The sequence below is a fragment of the Marinobacter profundi genome (assembly GCF_002744715.1).
GTDB lineage: Bacteria > Pseudomonadota > Gammaproteobacteria > Pseudomonadales > Oleiphilaceae > Marinobacter > Marinobacter profundi.
Map to the genome: position 1 here is coordinate 135,959 of NZ_KZ319368.1, position 14,196 is coordinate 150,154.

Genomic DNA, 14,196 nt, shown 5'->3' on the forward strand with positions numbered 1-14,196 from the left:
CACCGGTTACTTCAATTCACGGAGGGTGATGACGGGTTCGTGGGCGGGTGCCGGTGCATCCAGCAGCAGCTTGAGCCGGGTCTCACCGCGTCGCTTGCGGAAGGTAAAAGTGGTGTCGTGGCGCACAAAGCGGTCGTTGGCTGCCTGCGCGGTCAGTGATGCCTGCAGCTGATGACTGCCCAGGGCAAGGTTGCCGATATAGATCCGCTGCACCCCGCCTTCCTGCAGGGCGGTACGCTCCCGGAGGGAATAGAGGTGGGAGCTGACCGGCTGTCCATCAATGTGCAGCACCAGGGAATCCGGTGCCAGGGCGGAACGGCCGGGAAGGCTGACAAAGATCTCGACCCGGGTATCCGCCGGATGCAGGAGTTCTTCTTCGAGACTGAACACCGACTGACCCAGCTGGGCCACCTCGGCTTCAAGGCTGGCAATATCGGCGTCAAGACCAGCGGCGCCAGCCACTGACTCCGCTGACTGGCCATAGCCCGGCCCGCTTACTGCCAGCAGAATGATGAGAAGTAAAACCGGATACACCTTCTGCCTCCCTGCAACGCTTCGTTACAAACTGACAGAAAGAGTAACACTGGGGTTTTGCCAAGAACGGTACCAGATCACCAAATCGGAAACTGGCAACCGTCCCGGCGCTGGTCCGGCGAGTGGACCTGACGTTACTTGCTGAGGTGGCGCATGGCCGATTCCAGGCCGTCGATGGTAAGGGGGTACATGTGGTTGTTCACCAGCTGTCGGGTCATCCCCAGTGAGCCACCGCTGCCCCAGTAGTTTTCCGGCAGAGGATTGAGCCAGACCACCTTGCGGAAATGCTCACTGATGCGCTGGAACCAGGTGGCCCCGGCTTCCTCGTTCCAGTGTTCGATCGAACCGCCGGGATGGGAGATTTCATAGGGCGCCATGGTGGCATCGCCGACAAAGATCACCTTGTAGTCCGGAGTGTACTTGTGCAGCAAGTCCCAGGTCGGGGTGGTTTCGTTCATCCGCCGGATGTTGCTTTTCCACAGGCTCTCATAGACAAAGTTGTGGAAGTAAAAGTACTCCATGTGCTTGAACTCCAGCCGCGCGGCGGAGAACAGCTCCTCACAGACCCGGATGTGGGGGTCCATGGAACCGCCCACGTCAAAAAAGATCAGCACCTTCACTGCGTTGTGGCGCTCGGGCACCATTTTCAGATCGAGGTAACCCGCATTACGGGCAGTAGAGCGAATGGTGTCATCCATATCGAGCTGATCTGCCGCCCCCTGGCGGGCGAACTTGCGCAAACGGCGCAGGGCGACCTTGATGTTGCGGATGCCCAGGGTAATGCTGTCATCCAGGTCCTTGTACTCGCGCTTTTCCCAGACCTTGACCGCCCTGCCCTGGCGACCGTCCTTCTGGCCGATGCGGAAGCCTTCCGGGTTGTAGCCATTGGCCCCGAACGGCGACGTACCACCGGTACCGATCCATTTGTTGCCGCCCTGATGACGCTCCTTCTGCTCTTCCATGCGCTTCTTGAAAGCCTCGATAAGCTCCTCAAGGCCGCCCAGGGAATCGATCTTTGCCTTTTCCTCGTCCGTCAGCTGCTTCTCGAACTCGGCCCGCAGCCAGTCTTCGGGAATCAGCGCAGCCATCAGGTCATCGAGATTTTCAATGCCCTTGAAATAGGCGTCGAATGCCCGGTCGAACTTGTCAAAATGGCGTTCGTCCTTTACCAGGCACAACCGTGACAGGTAATAGAACTCCTCCATGTTGGCAAACGCCAGCCGGTTCTGCAGGGCCTCCAGGAGGTCGAGGAATTCCCGCAGGCTGGCCGGCACCTTGGCGCGGCGAACTTCGAGAAAGAAATCAATCAGCATAAGGTTTCACTCTGCCCTGATCCCAGGGTGACTTTCCGGCGCCCCGAACCACGGGACGCTGGCTGAATTCAACCGCGGCGACGTGCCATGAACGCCAGTTTCTGCAGCAGGTGGACGTCCTGCTCATTTTTCACCAGCGCGCCGTACAACGGTGGTAACGCCGAACTGCTGTCCTTCTCGTGCAGCAGTTTGGCGGTGAGCTCGTCGGCCATCAGCAGCTTGAGCCAGTCGATCAGTTCCGAGGTAGAGGGCTTCTTCTTCAGGCCCGGTACCTTGCGGACGTCAAAAAACACTTCCAGGGCGTCCCGGACGATTTCCTGTTGCAGGTTCGGGAAGTGGACATCCACGATATCCTTCATGGTGTCGTGATCCGGGAAGCTGATGTAGTGGAAGAAACACCGGCGCAGGAACGCATCCGGCAGTTCTTTTTCGTTGTTACTGGTGATAACCACAATCGGCCGCTGCCGCGCCTTGATGTATTGCTGGGTCTCGTAGACAAAGAACTCCATGCGATCCAGTTCCAGCAGCAGGTCGTTGGGGAACTCGATGTCTGCCTTGTCGATCTCGTCGATCAGCAGAACTACCTGCTCATCGGCCTCGAAAGCTTCCCACAGCTTGCCCTTGACGATGTAGTTACTGATGTCCTTGACCTTCTCGTCACCCAGCTGAGAGTCCCGCAACCGGGAGACCGCATCGTACTCGTAGAGGCCCTGCTGGGCCTTGGTGGTGGACTTGATATGCCAGGGAATCAGCCGCATGCCGAGCGCGGACGCCATCTCTTCCGCCAACAGTGTCTTACCGGTGCCGGGTTCACCCTTGATCAGCAGCGGGCGTTGCAGGGCAATGGCAGCATTGACCGCCATTTGCAGGTCATCGGTGGCTACGTATTTGTCGGTACCGGTAAACTTCATACGGGTCATTCCTGTTCGGTTAGCAGTTAATCCGTGTTCGGCAGTATAAAATCAGGCGGCAATGGCGTTAAAGGTCCGTCTGTGCCATACCGTCAGCGGTTGACCAGGCGATAGCGCACCAGGTCCAGTATCCACACCAGCAACATCGCCAGCGCCGCCAGCCCGATATTGAACCAGGCTCTCGCCGCTTGCTGCACGTCGCCGAGAATCATCTCGTAACCCCCGTGCAGCCAGGCGGGAATCCACCAACTGACCGCCTCACTGGATTCCACCGGGGTCAGCAACAGCACAATCAGGGCCGCTTGCAGCAATGTGCGAACGCCGTAGACCGGAATTATCCGGAACAGCCGTGACATCATCAGAAAAAAAATGACGAAGCCAATGGCGTACACCGTCCAGAATAGGCCATAGGCAAGCTGTGCATCAGTAGTCATAGTCAGAGAATCCAGTGAATGATGTGTTCTTCCCACTCTTCCTGCGGCACATCCGCCTCGGAAACCACCCGGTGACGGATGGAGACACCGGCTTCATGAACCGTTTCCGGCGTGCCGGACCGCAGCGGGTGCCAGTCCGGCAGGGGCCGGTGCTCCGCCAGGGTGCGGTAGGCGCAGGTATAGGGCAGCCAATAATAATCGTTGAGGGTGTCCGGCGTCAGCACGATGCATTCCGGCACCTTGCTGGCCCGCTCGCTGTAAACGGTGCAGCGACAAGCGTCCTGGTCCATGTAGCGGCAGGCGATGTCGGTGTAGTAAACATCACCGTTATCCTCGTCCTCCAGCTTGGCCAGACAGCACTTGCCGCAGCCGTCGCACAGGGACTCCCATTCGGCAGGTGTCATTTCATTCAGGCGTTTACGTTGCCAGAACGGAATCTGTGCAATCATTTGAGGTGCTTGTCGAGCTTCTGGCGGAATTCCACGATATAGGCATCCTGCTCTTCCGGCATCTGCAGGAAGAAGCCCTTGTCGGCAATCGCCTCCAGTACTTGCTGGCCGCTGGTCCGGGCCAGTTTCCGGTCTGCCGTCAACAACAGATCCATGGCATGGGCCGGCGGCCCGAAAATACCTCGCAGGCTCTCCGGCAGCTCATCCCACGACTGGCCGCGACGCACGTAGAGATAGGTATCGTTTTTTCTGGTGCTGCGGAACACCGACACAAACTGTCGCTCAGTCATGACTGCAAGATTTCCTCGATTTCATCAACTACCGGGCCAACAATCCCCGCCCGCCAGCCTTCAATGAACAGGCCGGTCCGAATTGTACCGTCATGGACCACCGCTTCAAGGCGGCGGCGCGGGGCCAGGATCTCGATGGGAATATCCCTGGCCTCGGCCATTTTTACCAGAATCCGCTTCACCTTCTTGTAGGTGCCCTGCTCTTCACGGGTGAGCGGAGGGGTTATCGGAGCGGGTTCGCCGCTGCTCGCAGCGGCTTCGGCAATCAGTTGCAGCAACCGGTCACCGTATTTGCGCACCACCACCGGAGGCAAACCCTCAATACGGGACAGCGCCTGGCCGGAGGACGGCATGGCCTCGGCCAGGGCGATGAGCACCGGGTCCGGCAGAATCCGGCTGCGGGGGCGGTCCTGTTTGCGACACTCCAGCTCCCGCCACCGGGTCAGCGCTTGCAGGGCCCTTAAACCGGCACCGCGGAGCATCCAGCCGCCCCGGAGTTTCAGATAATGGTTATCCGGGTCATCCTGCTGACCAAGCTCTTCGGCAAAGCGCGTGGATTCCTCCGCCATGGCGCCCACAAGCTCTTTCTGTTCCAGCCCCTGCACAACCCAGGTGTGCAGGGCCACCAGAAAGCGGACATCATCAATGGCGTAGCGCTCCTGCGCCGGCGACAACGGACGGGCAATCCAGTCCGACCGGGTGACCGACTTGTCGAGCGCTTCGCCGAACAGGGTCTCAACCAGTCGCGCATAACCCACTGAAAAACCCGCTCCGGCAAGCCCTGCCCCAATCTGCAGATCAAGCAGGCCAGCGGGGTTCAGCTGCAACCAGTGCCGAAACAGTTCCAGGTCTTCGCTCATGGCGTAGAGCAACTTCGGAACCTGCGGATCGGTAAGCACCTGACGGAAGCCCGCGGACGCTTCCGCAACCTGCGGGTCCACCAGGCAGAAGCGGCCGCCTCGTCCAAGCTGGACAAGGCCCGGAATCGGGTAGAAGGTACTCACCCGTTCGAATTCGGTATCCAGGGCCAGCGGTTCGCCGGCACCGTCCGCCAGCCACTGGTCCAGCTCTGCCGGATCATGAATCCAGGCGACTGTGGCCGGGCGAGGTGGCACGTCGACTACCCGTCGGGAATCAACCATAAATTTGCTCGAATTGGAGTTAATCGACCAGAGGCTTGCGCCCCCGGAAGGCGTGGGTCAGGGTGAAGCCGTCGACATAACCCAGCTCACCACCCACCGGGATACCGTGGGCCAGTCTGGTGACCAGGATATCCTGGCCATCAAGCCGGTCGGCAATGTAATGGGCAGTTGCTTCACCTTCCACAGTGGGATTGGTGGCAAGGATCAGTTCGGAAATACTCTCGTCGCGAACCCGCTTAAGCAGTAATTCGATACCGATTTCCGCAGGCCCTACCCCGTCGATGGGCGAAAGGTGGCCCATCAGTACGAAGTAGCCACCGCGGTAATCTCCGGCCTGCTCAATGGCCAGCAGATCAGACGGGCTTTCAACCACACAGAGGGTACCGTTATGACGCTCCGGATTTTCACAAATACCGCACACCGGCGTATCGGCGAAATTCTGGCAGTTTTCGCAGCGCCGGACACCGGTCATGGCCTGACTGAGGGCATCAGACAGCCGGCTGCCACCGGCACGCCCCCGCTCCAGTAAATGGAACGCCATGCGCTGCGCCGTTTTCTGGCCAACACCCGGAAGACACCTTAACGACTCGACCAGCTCATCCACCAGGGGGCTAAAAGCCATTCACAATCCTCAACTGATACGTCACAAAGAAGATGCGGTCAGAACGGCATCTTGAAACCGGGGGGCATGCCCATGCCCGACATCAGACCGGACATCTTGTCTTTCTGGTTGGCCTCGACCCGGCGCACCGCATCGTTGACCGCTGCGGCGATGAGGTCTTCCAGCACTTCCTTGTCTTCGGTCATCAGGGAGTCATCGATTGCCACCTTGCGGACGTCGTGGCGACCATTCATGGTCACCTTTACCAGGCCAGCACCGGATTCACCGGTCACTTCGGCCTTGGCAATCTCCTCCTGGGCTTTCTGCATTTCTTCCTGCATTTTCTGGGCTTTTTTCATCAGATCGCCCATGCCATTCATCATCTGGCGTACCTCTTGTTCGGTTGCATGCACACTCATGCGCGAAGCATCAGTGCGTTAAATCGGCCGGATGCTCTCTTCGACCACCCGCGCCTCAAATCGTTCAACAATGGATTTTACCACCGGATCCTCCCGAATGGCTTCCTCGGCCGCCTGTTGCCGGGCAATGCGCTCCCGCTCTTCCCACACCGCAGGCGTCTGGCCGGCGGCATCGCCCTGCTCCACCCGCAGCCGGATACTCTCGCCGAACTGCTGCCTGAGACCTTCCAGAATGCGCGCTTCGTGCCGCTCGTTCAGCAGCCGGGCGTGGCCTTCGTCGAGGGTCAGTACGATGGTGTCGCCTTGCTGGCTCAGCGCCGCATGGCTGGCCAGGTTCCCCGGCATACCGACAATCCCGAGACTGCGGAAATCCCGTGGCCAGTTGAACTCACCGGACGCCGGTTCCGGCGCCTCAGGCGCGGGGCGCGCAACAGGCGGCGCGTTGACCGGTTCGGCGTCAACCAGAGCGGGCTCGGCTACCGGGTAGTCATCCAGCTCATCGCTGCCACCGGCCATGGCGGCCTCATACCAGCTGTCATCGGGTGGCGGCTCGGCATCAACCGGTTCCGGCGCCGCGGATTGTCGGGGGGCAGAATGAGGCTGTTCGGGGGCAGAAGGAGCCAAATCGGGGACAGACCTCGGGGCTGCCCCCTCTTGCAGCGCTGCCGGAGCCTGTTCGGGTTCGGAACGTGCTGGCTCGGGCTCATCCTTAGGGGCGGAAACTCCCTCAGAGGAAGCATGCCGGGCGGGCGCAGCCGGCGGTTCCCGGCGATCGGCTGCCGGGCGGAAGGCAAGCATCCGCAACAAGGTCATTTCGAACCCCATCCGGGCATCCGGGGTAACCGCCAGGTCTTTCCGACCCATCAGTGCAGCCTGATAGAACAACTGGGCATCCTCGGCGCTAAGCCGGCGGGCCAGGGTTTTGACCTGATCCGCATCCCCCAGGGCATTATCCACGCTGCCCGGGACCACCTGTTCCATGGTAACCCGATGGAACAGCGCCAGCAGATCCGCCAGGATTACGCCGTAGTCCGGCGCGAAGTCGGCAATCCGGTTGATCTCCGCCAGCAGCTGCGGACCGTCGTTGCCGACCAGGGCCTCGACCAGGCGCTCGATATCCCGCTGATCAATAGTACCCAGCATACTGCTGACGTCACTGGCTGCCAGCGTCTGGTTACCGAAGGCAATGGCCTGGTCGGTCAGGCTCAGGGCGTCCCGCATACTGCCATCGGCCGCCCGCGCCAGCAGCCAGAGCGCCGGATCCTCGAAGGGAATCTGCTCCTCGGTCAACACATGCTTGAGGTGTCCGGCAATATGCTCCGGTGTCATCCGCTTGAGATTGAACTGCAGACAACGGGACAACACGGTGACCGGCAACTTCTGGGGATCGGTAGTCGCCAACAGGAACTTGACGTGTTCGGGGGGTTCTTCAAGGGTCTTCAGGAAGGCATTGAACGACGCGTTGGTCAGCATATGGACCTCGTCGATGAGGTACACCTTGAACCGGCCGCGAGTGGGCGCGTACTGGACGTTATCCGTCAGCTCGCGCATGTCATCAACACCGGTGCGGGATGCCGCGTCGATTTCGATCAGGTCAACAAACCGGCCTTCCTGGATTTCCTGACAACTGGAGCAGACGCCACAGGGCTGCGGCGTAATACCGGTTTCACAGTTAAGACAGCGAGCCAGCAGCCGCCCGATGGTGGTCTTGCCGACGCCACGAGTCCCGGTAAACAGGTAGGCATGATGCAGGCGCTGGTTTTCGAGGGCGTGGATCAGCGCCTTCAGCACATGTTCCTGGCCGACCATATCCTGGAATGTCTGGGGGCGCCATTTACGGGCGAGTACCTGATAGCTCATGTTCTTTCAACTGCTGCTGTAAATGGGCTCAACCTTACCATGGACACCCGCTGATAAGAAGCAAGTGTAAAGGCCTGACCGGGACGGGTGAAACCCACACTCTCGTGCCGGCGCAGAGCGCTCCGGGGCTGGAGATCCGGGTAACGGGATACGGGGAAATGCAGAAGATCATGGGGAAATATGGGGGTGGCCCCACCAGCAACACTCCGGCACACAAGTCCACCGCTTCGGCTGCTCCCTTCCGGGCCTGACCGGGTTCACGGTTTGTTGTTGCGAAGGCACCAGCGGAGCCACCATAACAGCTTCGTTTGTACGAGGGTTTACCTCAGAAGCGGCGCGCATATTAGCAGAAGGGTTCTGCGACTACAACGGTTTACACCGGGATCGGTTTTTCTCACAAAGGGATAGGAACTTCGTCCTGGCGAAACCAGCACGCCAGGCTGTAACGGGTACGCTGTGCGATCATTACTTCGTGAGGAGTCTCCTCACTCATGAACAACGCCATCCTGCCTGCTTCCGGCAGCACTCTCCCGACAATTTCATCGTGGTTATCACGATTGAACACCTGCAGCATACCGCCATCTTCCGCAGCCCAGTCTTCATTCAGGTACAGCACCAGGCTGACCACCCGGGACGCCCGCCCCGCGAAGCTGTCGATATGCTTGCGGTAGAAATCCCCCGGCTCGTAGGTCGCGTAATGGGCCTCGAACCGCCGCAAACCAAGGAACAGCCTTGCATTGAGGCCATTGCGGATGTCCTCAAGAAAATCGAACAGGGTGGCCTGGGGCACAGTCAGGCCCTGCAGCCAGGCAATGCGGTCCCGGCGCACCGAGCGGTCACGCATATGATCGGCACCGCGCCCTATGCCAGCTGCCTTCATGGCTTCGGTGAGATGCAGCGTGGTGACTTCCTGTCGCAGCGCGGCGATCAGTTCATCGCCCAGACGCTCACGCACATCAAGACTCATCCAGCCGGTATGCGTCAGTCCTGCCGCCAACTGATCCAGCCAGTCATCGGGCACCAGCGGTGCCGGCACCGGCTCCTGAAACAGGGGTTCAACAGGTAACGGGGAAACAGTGGGCCGTGCATCCACGAGCGGTCCTCCAGACAGTTGCGGCCCATTTTAATCCGGTTTCTCGCCGCCACGGCAGTTTTAATTTACCCTCTATGTAGGGAAATTCACTTAACACGCCAGTTAAGACTGCATTTAATGGGCCGTTCACCGCTCAGATAGCGAAAAGCACCGAAACAGGAAGTAGACGAGGCGTATCTTGACGACAAAACCCGCGCAGTGGTCGTTTACCCGCTGGAGAACCATCGGACATCTCGAAGCCCTTGAAGTACATCATCCGCTGTTCCAGGCACGGCTGTTCCTGCAAGGCGGACACCTGACCAACTTTGCCCCCCGTGACGAACCGGACTGGCTCTGGCTGAGCGACACCGCCAGATTCGAACCGGGTCGGGCAATCCGCGGCGGCATCCCGGTATGCTGGCCGTGGTTCGGCGTGCCAGCCAAGAATCCGCCCGAGGTACGACGGCGAATCCTCACCACCGCCAGCCACGGCTTTGCCCGGACCGCCGTCTGGAAACTGGAGGACGTACGAGAGTCCGCCCACGATGTGGAAATCAGCCTGTCACTGGATGCCAACACCGATTTCGACGAACAATGGCAGGGGCACGCCCTGGTCTTGCTGACCATGACGTTTTCGGTACGCGGCTGCCAGATCGCACTGACTACAACCAACCTTGGCAATACCCCCCTGGCCTACTCCCAGGCCCTGCACACCTACCTGCCAACGGCCGACATCGCCCGGACCCGGGTGCACGGCCTCGACGGCAGCGAATTCATCGACACGCTCGACAACTGGACCACCAAGCTGCAAAAGGGCCCGGTCCGGTTCGAGGGTGAAACCGACCGCATCTATCAGTGTGGCGAACCGTTGATTGTCAGTGGCCCCGGAGGTAACCGCCGGCTCACGGCTATCGGCTCGGATTCCACGGTGGTCTGGAATCCCGGCCCGGACAAAGCCAGAACGCTGTCGGATTTCCCCGATGAGGCCTGGACGACCATGGTCTGTGTCGAAACCGCCAATGCAATGAGCGATTACCGGGTGCTTAATGAAGGCCAGAGCCATACACTTGGCGTTGTGCTTGGAAGAGTCTGAGAGTTAAAGGAAAACTCATGAGCCTTGGTTCGTTTCTGAAGTCGAAACTGGTCCCTCCTGCCCTGGACGAGCAGATCAGCAGGATCCGTAAGCCCATCGGCAGCCTCGGCTACGACCCATGGGGATACAACAGCGAAGCGATCAAGCTTGGCTTCTCACTCACCCGCCAGATCTACCAGAAATACTTCCGGGTGGTGGCCGACGGCGTCGAAAAGATACCTGCGGACGGCCCGGTGCTGATCATTGCCAACCACAGTGGCCAGCTGCCCCTCGACGGCCTGCTGATCGGCTACACCCTGGCTGCGCGCAAGGATAATCCGCGCATGCCGCGGGCAATGATCGAGCGTTTCTTCCCCACCGTGCCCTACCTGGGCAACCTGCTCAATGAAGTCGGGGCCGTGCTGGGCGACCCGATCAACTGCGCCAAAATGCTCGCCAATGGCGAAGCCGTGATTGTGTTTCCGGAAGGTGTCCGCGGTTCCGGCAAACTCTACCAGGATCGCTACCAGCTCAAACGCTTCGGTAACGGCTTCATGCACCTGGCAATGAAATACCATGCCCCCATCATCCCGGTGGGGGTGGTGGGCTGCGAAGAAACCATACCGGCTATTGCCAACATCAAACCGCTGGCAAAACTGCTTGGGGTGCCCTACGTACCCGTGGCGTTGCCGGTGATTCTGCCCGCCAAGGTCCACCTCAATTTCGGTGACCCCATGTATTTCGACGATCTGGAAATTCCGGAAGAGCAGGTAACCGAGCGGGTGGAACAGGTCAAAGCCGCCATCAGCGAACTGATCGACAAAGGACTCAGCGAAAGGAAAAGGCTGTTCTGATGACCGAGCAACGCAGACCCAACATTCTGATCACCGGCGCCGCGGGCGCACTTGCCCAACAGGTCATCAACCGGCTGCGGGAAACCTGTGACCTGGTCGCAGTGGATTTCCGTGAACAGGTATACCTCGGGGATGACATCCCCAGCTACTGCATTGACTTCAACAAGCGGGTCTTCGAAGACCTGTTCCGCCGCTACAAGTTCGACGGTGTGATTCACCTGGGACGGATCAACTCCAGCCAGCTGACGCGGATGCGCCGCTACAATGCCAACGTGCTGGGTACCCAGAAGCTGCTGGATCTCAGCCACAAATATGGCATCAGGCGGGTGCTGGTGTTGTCCACCTACCACGTCTACGGCGCTATCGCCTATAACCCGGCCCTGATCGACGAAGAGGCACCGCTCAAAGGTGCCAATCTGAGCATGGACCTGCTCGACTCGGTGGAACTGGAAAACCTGGCCAACATCTACCTGTGGCGCTACCCCGAACTCAATATCACCATCCTGCGCCCCTGCAACATTGTGGGCCCCGGGGTGCGCAACAGCATCAGCACTCTGCTGGGCAGTCACCGGGCCCCGGTGCTGGCCGGGTTTTCGCCGATGATGCAGTTTATCCACATCGACGACATGGCCGACGCCATCGTGCTGGCCTATGGCAAGAGTACGCGGGGCATCTTCAATGTGGCACCGGAAGACTGGGTGGCCTACCAACGTGCCCTGGAGCTGTGCGGGTGCAAGAAGATAACCATTCCGTCAATCCCGCCGGTGGTGCCGCGCATGATTCTGCGAGCCATCAAACTGAGAAGCTTTCCATCGTATCTGATGCAGTTTTTCAAGTATCCTGTGGTGATTGACGGGCGCGCCTTTGCCAGGGAATTCAACTTCCGGCCCAAGCGCCCGCTGAAGGAAATATTCCGTTACTACCGGGAAAACAAAAATCCGGTGTAACACCGGACGCCAAAACCTCCGGAACCAACAGCCCGCCCACAGGAAGTGGCAGACATGGTGGCAGAACTGAATCTGGTGAGTCACGCTTCAGCAGCCCTGGCGTTCGGGCTGCTGGGGTTGCTCATTGCCACCCGTTATCTGCGCCGGGATGTCGACCGCGCCATGCTGCTGGCCTCCGGAGCCTCCTTGTTATGGGCGCTGTCACTGGTGACCCAAAGTCTCTGGGGCCAGCCCGGCTTCATTGCCCGCTACCTGCTGGAACTGCTGCGGGATGGCGCCTGGATTGCGGTCCTGCTCACCCTGCTGAGAGACTCCGCCCACGACGGCAACGTGGTCACCAGCATCCGTCGGCTGCTGGGCGCCGCCGCACTCGCCGTGCTGACCCTGCTGCTCGGCTGTGGCATCCTCGAGTACCTGCTTGACCTTGCCGTTCTCAGTGGCAAAACCAAGGTCGTCGGCCAGATCGCCCTGACGCTGCTGGGGCTGTCGCTGGTGGAACAGATCTGGCGCAACTCGGTTACCTTCCGGCGCTCCAGTCTGAAATACATCTGCATCGGAACCGCCACCCTCTTCGCATTCGACTTCTTCATGTACGCCGATGCGCTGCTGTTCGGCCAGGTGGCCGACTCGTTCTGGAGTGCCCGCGGTTTTGTCAATGCGATGATCGTGCCGCTGTTTGCGGTGAACATGATCAATACCCGCAAACAACCGGTGAACTTCCAGCTCTCCCGAAATGCAGTTTTCCATGCCGGGACCCTGGTGTTTGCCGGCGGTTACCTGATGTTCCTGGCGACCGGTGGATACTACGTCAAAGTGATGGGCGGCGACTGGGGTGATGCCCTGCAGGTCCTGTTCCTGACCATCTCCATTGCGTTCTTCCTGACCCTGCTCAGTTCGCGCCGCTTCCGGGCCCGCCTGATGGTATTCATCAGCCAGAACTTCTTCGATTACAAGTACGATTATCGGGAAGAATGGCTGAAAATGACCCGAGAACTGGCGGATCTGTCTGACGATCCCCCCCTGCCGCAACGGGTCATCAGAATCCTCTCGGGGCTGGTGGAGAGCAACGCCGGGGCACTGTGGCTCCGGGACGAGGACGGCAACTTCAGCCTGCAAAGCAGTGTTAACCTGCCTTCCCCCCGCCATAGCACCATCGACGGCCACGGGGAGTTACCGCGTTTTTTCCGGGAACGGGAATGGATTGTTGATCTCCACGAATACCGCAAAGACCCCGTCAGCTATCAGCTGCTGGAGATACCGGATGCCATTTCCAGCTTCACCGAAGGCTGGCTGGTCATTCCGCTCTATCTGGGAAACGACCTGTACGGCATTGCCCTGGTCGGCAACCCCTATGCCAGGGTGGAACTGAACTGGGAAAACTTCGATCTGATCAAAGTGGTGGCACGGCAAACCTGCAACCTGCTGGCGCAGGCAGATGCCCAGCATCGGCTGACCCGGGCCATGCAGTTCGAGGCGGTGAGCCGGGCAACGGCATTCATGGTGCATGACCTGAAAACACTCATTGCCCAGCTCTCCCTGCTGGTCAAGAACGCTCCCCGCCACCGGGACAACCCCGAATTTATCGACGACATGATCCGGACCACCGATCATGCCGTTCGCAAGATGTCCAACCTGGTGGACCATATCCGCCGGCCAATGGCACACACCGACGAAAAGCACCTTGTTGACCTGGCGTCACTGGTAGCGGAGCTTGCGGACGACCTGGCGCGGCGCAACCCCCAACCGCGGCTGCACCCCAACCGCGGTCAGGTGCTGATTGAGGCAGATCCGGAACAGCTCCGCAGCATACTGGGCCACCTGATCCAGAACGCCCAGGACGCCACCCCGCCAGAGGGCGAAGTGGACCTGAGCTTCAAGGTTGCCGAAGGCAACGTGGTGTTGTTCATCCAGGATACCGGGTCCGGCATGTCAGACGACTTTATCCGTAACCAGCTGTTCAAGCCGTTTGCCAGCACCAAGGGACTGACCGGCATGGGCATTGGCGCCTACCAGGCCAGGGAATACGTCCGCAAGGTCGGCGGCTGCATGAGCGTCACCAGCAAACCGGGGGTCGGCTCCTGTTTCTCGATCCGCTTTCCCCTTGCCAATCCCGACGAGCTCCCTGTTCCAACCCCTGTTCCGACCCCTGGCCCCGCCTCCGCCCCTGCCCCTACCTCACTCTCCGAGCCCGCGGCGAGCAAAAGTGTCGATAACCTGACACAAAGCAAAAAAACCCCGACACAGTGATTGCAAAGCGTCAACTTTCGGTCGAGAATCAAATTAAAACTGTAAGCTTCA

Annotated in this window: 15 protein-coding genes and 1 other RNA gene; 4 read left to right on the top strand and 12 right to left on the bottom strand. The window is 59.8% G+C overall.

The features are described 5' to 3' along the window. Positions 1-6 precede the first annotated feature (6 nt). The 12 genes from CLH61_RS03605 to CLH61_RS03660 form a co-directional block, all read right to left on the bottom strand. Complete coding sequence (locus tag CLH61_RS03605; protein WP_099613354.1) at positions 7-534, bottom strand: AraC family transcriptional regulator; 528 nt, start codon at positions 532-534, stop codon at positions 7-9. A gap of 134 nt (positions 535-668) precedes the next feature. After that, positions 669-1,847, bottom strand: coding sequence for a vWA domain-containing protein (locus CLH61_RS03610; protein WP_099613355.1), 1,179 nt, complete (start codon positions 1,845-1,847; stop codon positions 669-671). Between the two features lie 68 nt (positions 1,848-1,915). Further along, a complete protein-coding gene (locus CLH61_RS03615; RefSeq protein ID WP_099613356.1) occupies positions 1,916-2,758 on the bottom strand; it encodes an AAA family ATPase in 843 nt (280 codons plus the stop codon). A 92-nt stretch (positions 2,759-2,850) separates the two neighbouring features. Continuing rightward, positions 2,851-3,192: a hypothetical protein gene (locus CLH61_RS03620; RefSeq protein ID WP_099613357.1), complete on the bottom strand. Its 342-nt coding sequence runs from the start codon at positions 3,190-3,192 to the stop codon at positions 2,851-2,853. Between the two features lie 2 nt (positions 3,193-3,194). Continuing rightward, the gene (locus CLH61_RS03625; protein ID WP_099613358.1) at positions 3,195-3,641 is read right to left on the bottom strand and encodes a YcgN family cysteine cluster protein; all 447 of its coding nucleotides are present in this window, start codon (positions 3,639-3,641) and stop codon (positions 3,195-3,197) included. Continuing rightward, positions 3,638-3,931 carry a YcgL domain-containing protein gene (locus CLH61_RS03630; protein WP_099613359.1) on the bottom strand — a complete coding sequence of 98 codons (294 nt, stop codon included), beginning with the start codon at positions 3,929-3,931 and terminating at the stop codon, positions 3,638-3,640. Before CLH61_RS03630 ends, CLH61_RS03625 begins: the two co-directional genes overlap by 4 nt. Continuing rightward, positions 3,928-5,073, bottom strand: coding sequence for a ribonuclease D (locus CLH61_RS03635; protein WP_099613360.1), 1,146 nt, complete (start codon positions 5,071-5,073; stop codon positions 3,928-3,930). Before CLH61_RS03635 ends, CLH61_RS03630 begins: the two co-directional genes overlap by 4 nt. Positions 5,074-5,092: 19 nt before the next feature. Beyond that, positions 5,093-5,695 (bottom strand): recombination mediator RecR, encoded by a 603-nt coding sequence (gene recR, locus CLH61_RS03640; RefSeq protein WP_099613361.1) that lies wholly within the window; start codon positions 5,693-5,695, stop codon positions 5,093-5,095. Between the two features lie 38 nt (positions 5,696-5,733). Continuing rightward, positions 5,734-6,057 (bottom strand): YbaB/EbfC family nucleoid-associated protein, encoded by a 324-nt coding sequence (locus CLH61_RS03645; protein WP_099613695.1) that lies wholly within the window; start codon positions 6,055-6,057, stop codon positions 5,734-5,736. A gap of 54 nt (positions 6,058-6,111) precedes the next feature. Continuing rightward, positions 6,112-7,953 carry a DNA polymerase III subunit gamma/tau gene (gene dnaX / locus CLH61_RS03650; RefSeq protein ID WP_099613362.1) on the bottom strand — a complete coding sequence of 614 codons (1,842 nt, stop codon included), beginning with the start codon at positions 7,951-7,953 and terminating at the stop codon, positions 6,112-6,114. A gap of 190 nt (positions 7,954-8,143) precedes the next feature. Further along, an RNA gene (ffs, locus tag CLH61_RS03655) (signal recognition particle sRNA small type) lies at positions 8,144-8,240 on the bottom strand. A 107-nt stretch (positions 8,241-8,347) separates the two neighbouring features. Then, positions 8,348-8,920, bottom strand: a complete 573-nt coding sequence (locus CLH61_RS03660) for a 2OG-Fe(II) oxygenase (RefSeq protein WP_211289067.1) — start codon at positions 8,918-8,920, stop codon at positions 8,348-8,350. A gap of 304 nt (positions 8,921-9,224) precedes the next feature. Here CLH61_RS03660 and CLH61_RS03665 point away from each other — a divergent pair, with 304 nt between their 5' ends. The 4 genes from CLH61_RS03665 to prsK are packed head-to-tail and all read left to right on the top strand — an operon-like array spanning position 9,225 to position 14,145. Then, a complete protein-coding gene (locus CLH61_RS03665; RefSeq protein ID WP_211289059.1) occupies positions 9,225-10,118 on the top strand; it encodes a D-hexose-6-phosphate mutarotase in 894 nt (297 codons plus the stop codon). Positions 10,119-10,135: 17 nt separating this feature from the next. Next, positions 10,136-10,951 carry a lysophospholipid acyltransferase family protein gene (locus CLH61_RS03670; protein ID WP_099613365.1) on the top strand — a complete coding sequence of 272 codons (816 nt, stop codon included), beginning with the start codon at positions 10,136-10,138 and terminating at the stop codon, positions 10,949-10,951. Continuing rightward, entirely contained in the window at positions 10,951-11,898 is a 948-nt protein-coding gene (locus CLH61_RS03675) for an SDR family oxidoreductase (RefSeq protein ID WP_099613366.1), read from the top strand. Before CLH61_RS03670 ends, CLH61_RS03675 begins: the two co-directional genes overlap by 1 nt. A gap of 54 nt (positions 11,899-11,952) precedes the next feature. Then, positions 11,953-14,145, top strand: a complete 2,193-nt coding sequence (gene prsK / locus CLH61_RS03680; protein WP_099613367.1) for an XrtA/PEP-CTERM system histidine kinase PrsK — start codon at positions 11,953-11,955, stop codon at positions 14,143-14,145. The last annotated feature ends 51 nt before the right edge of the window (positions 14,146-14,196 follow it).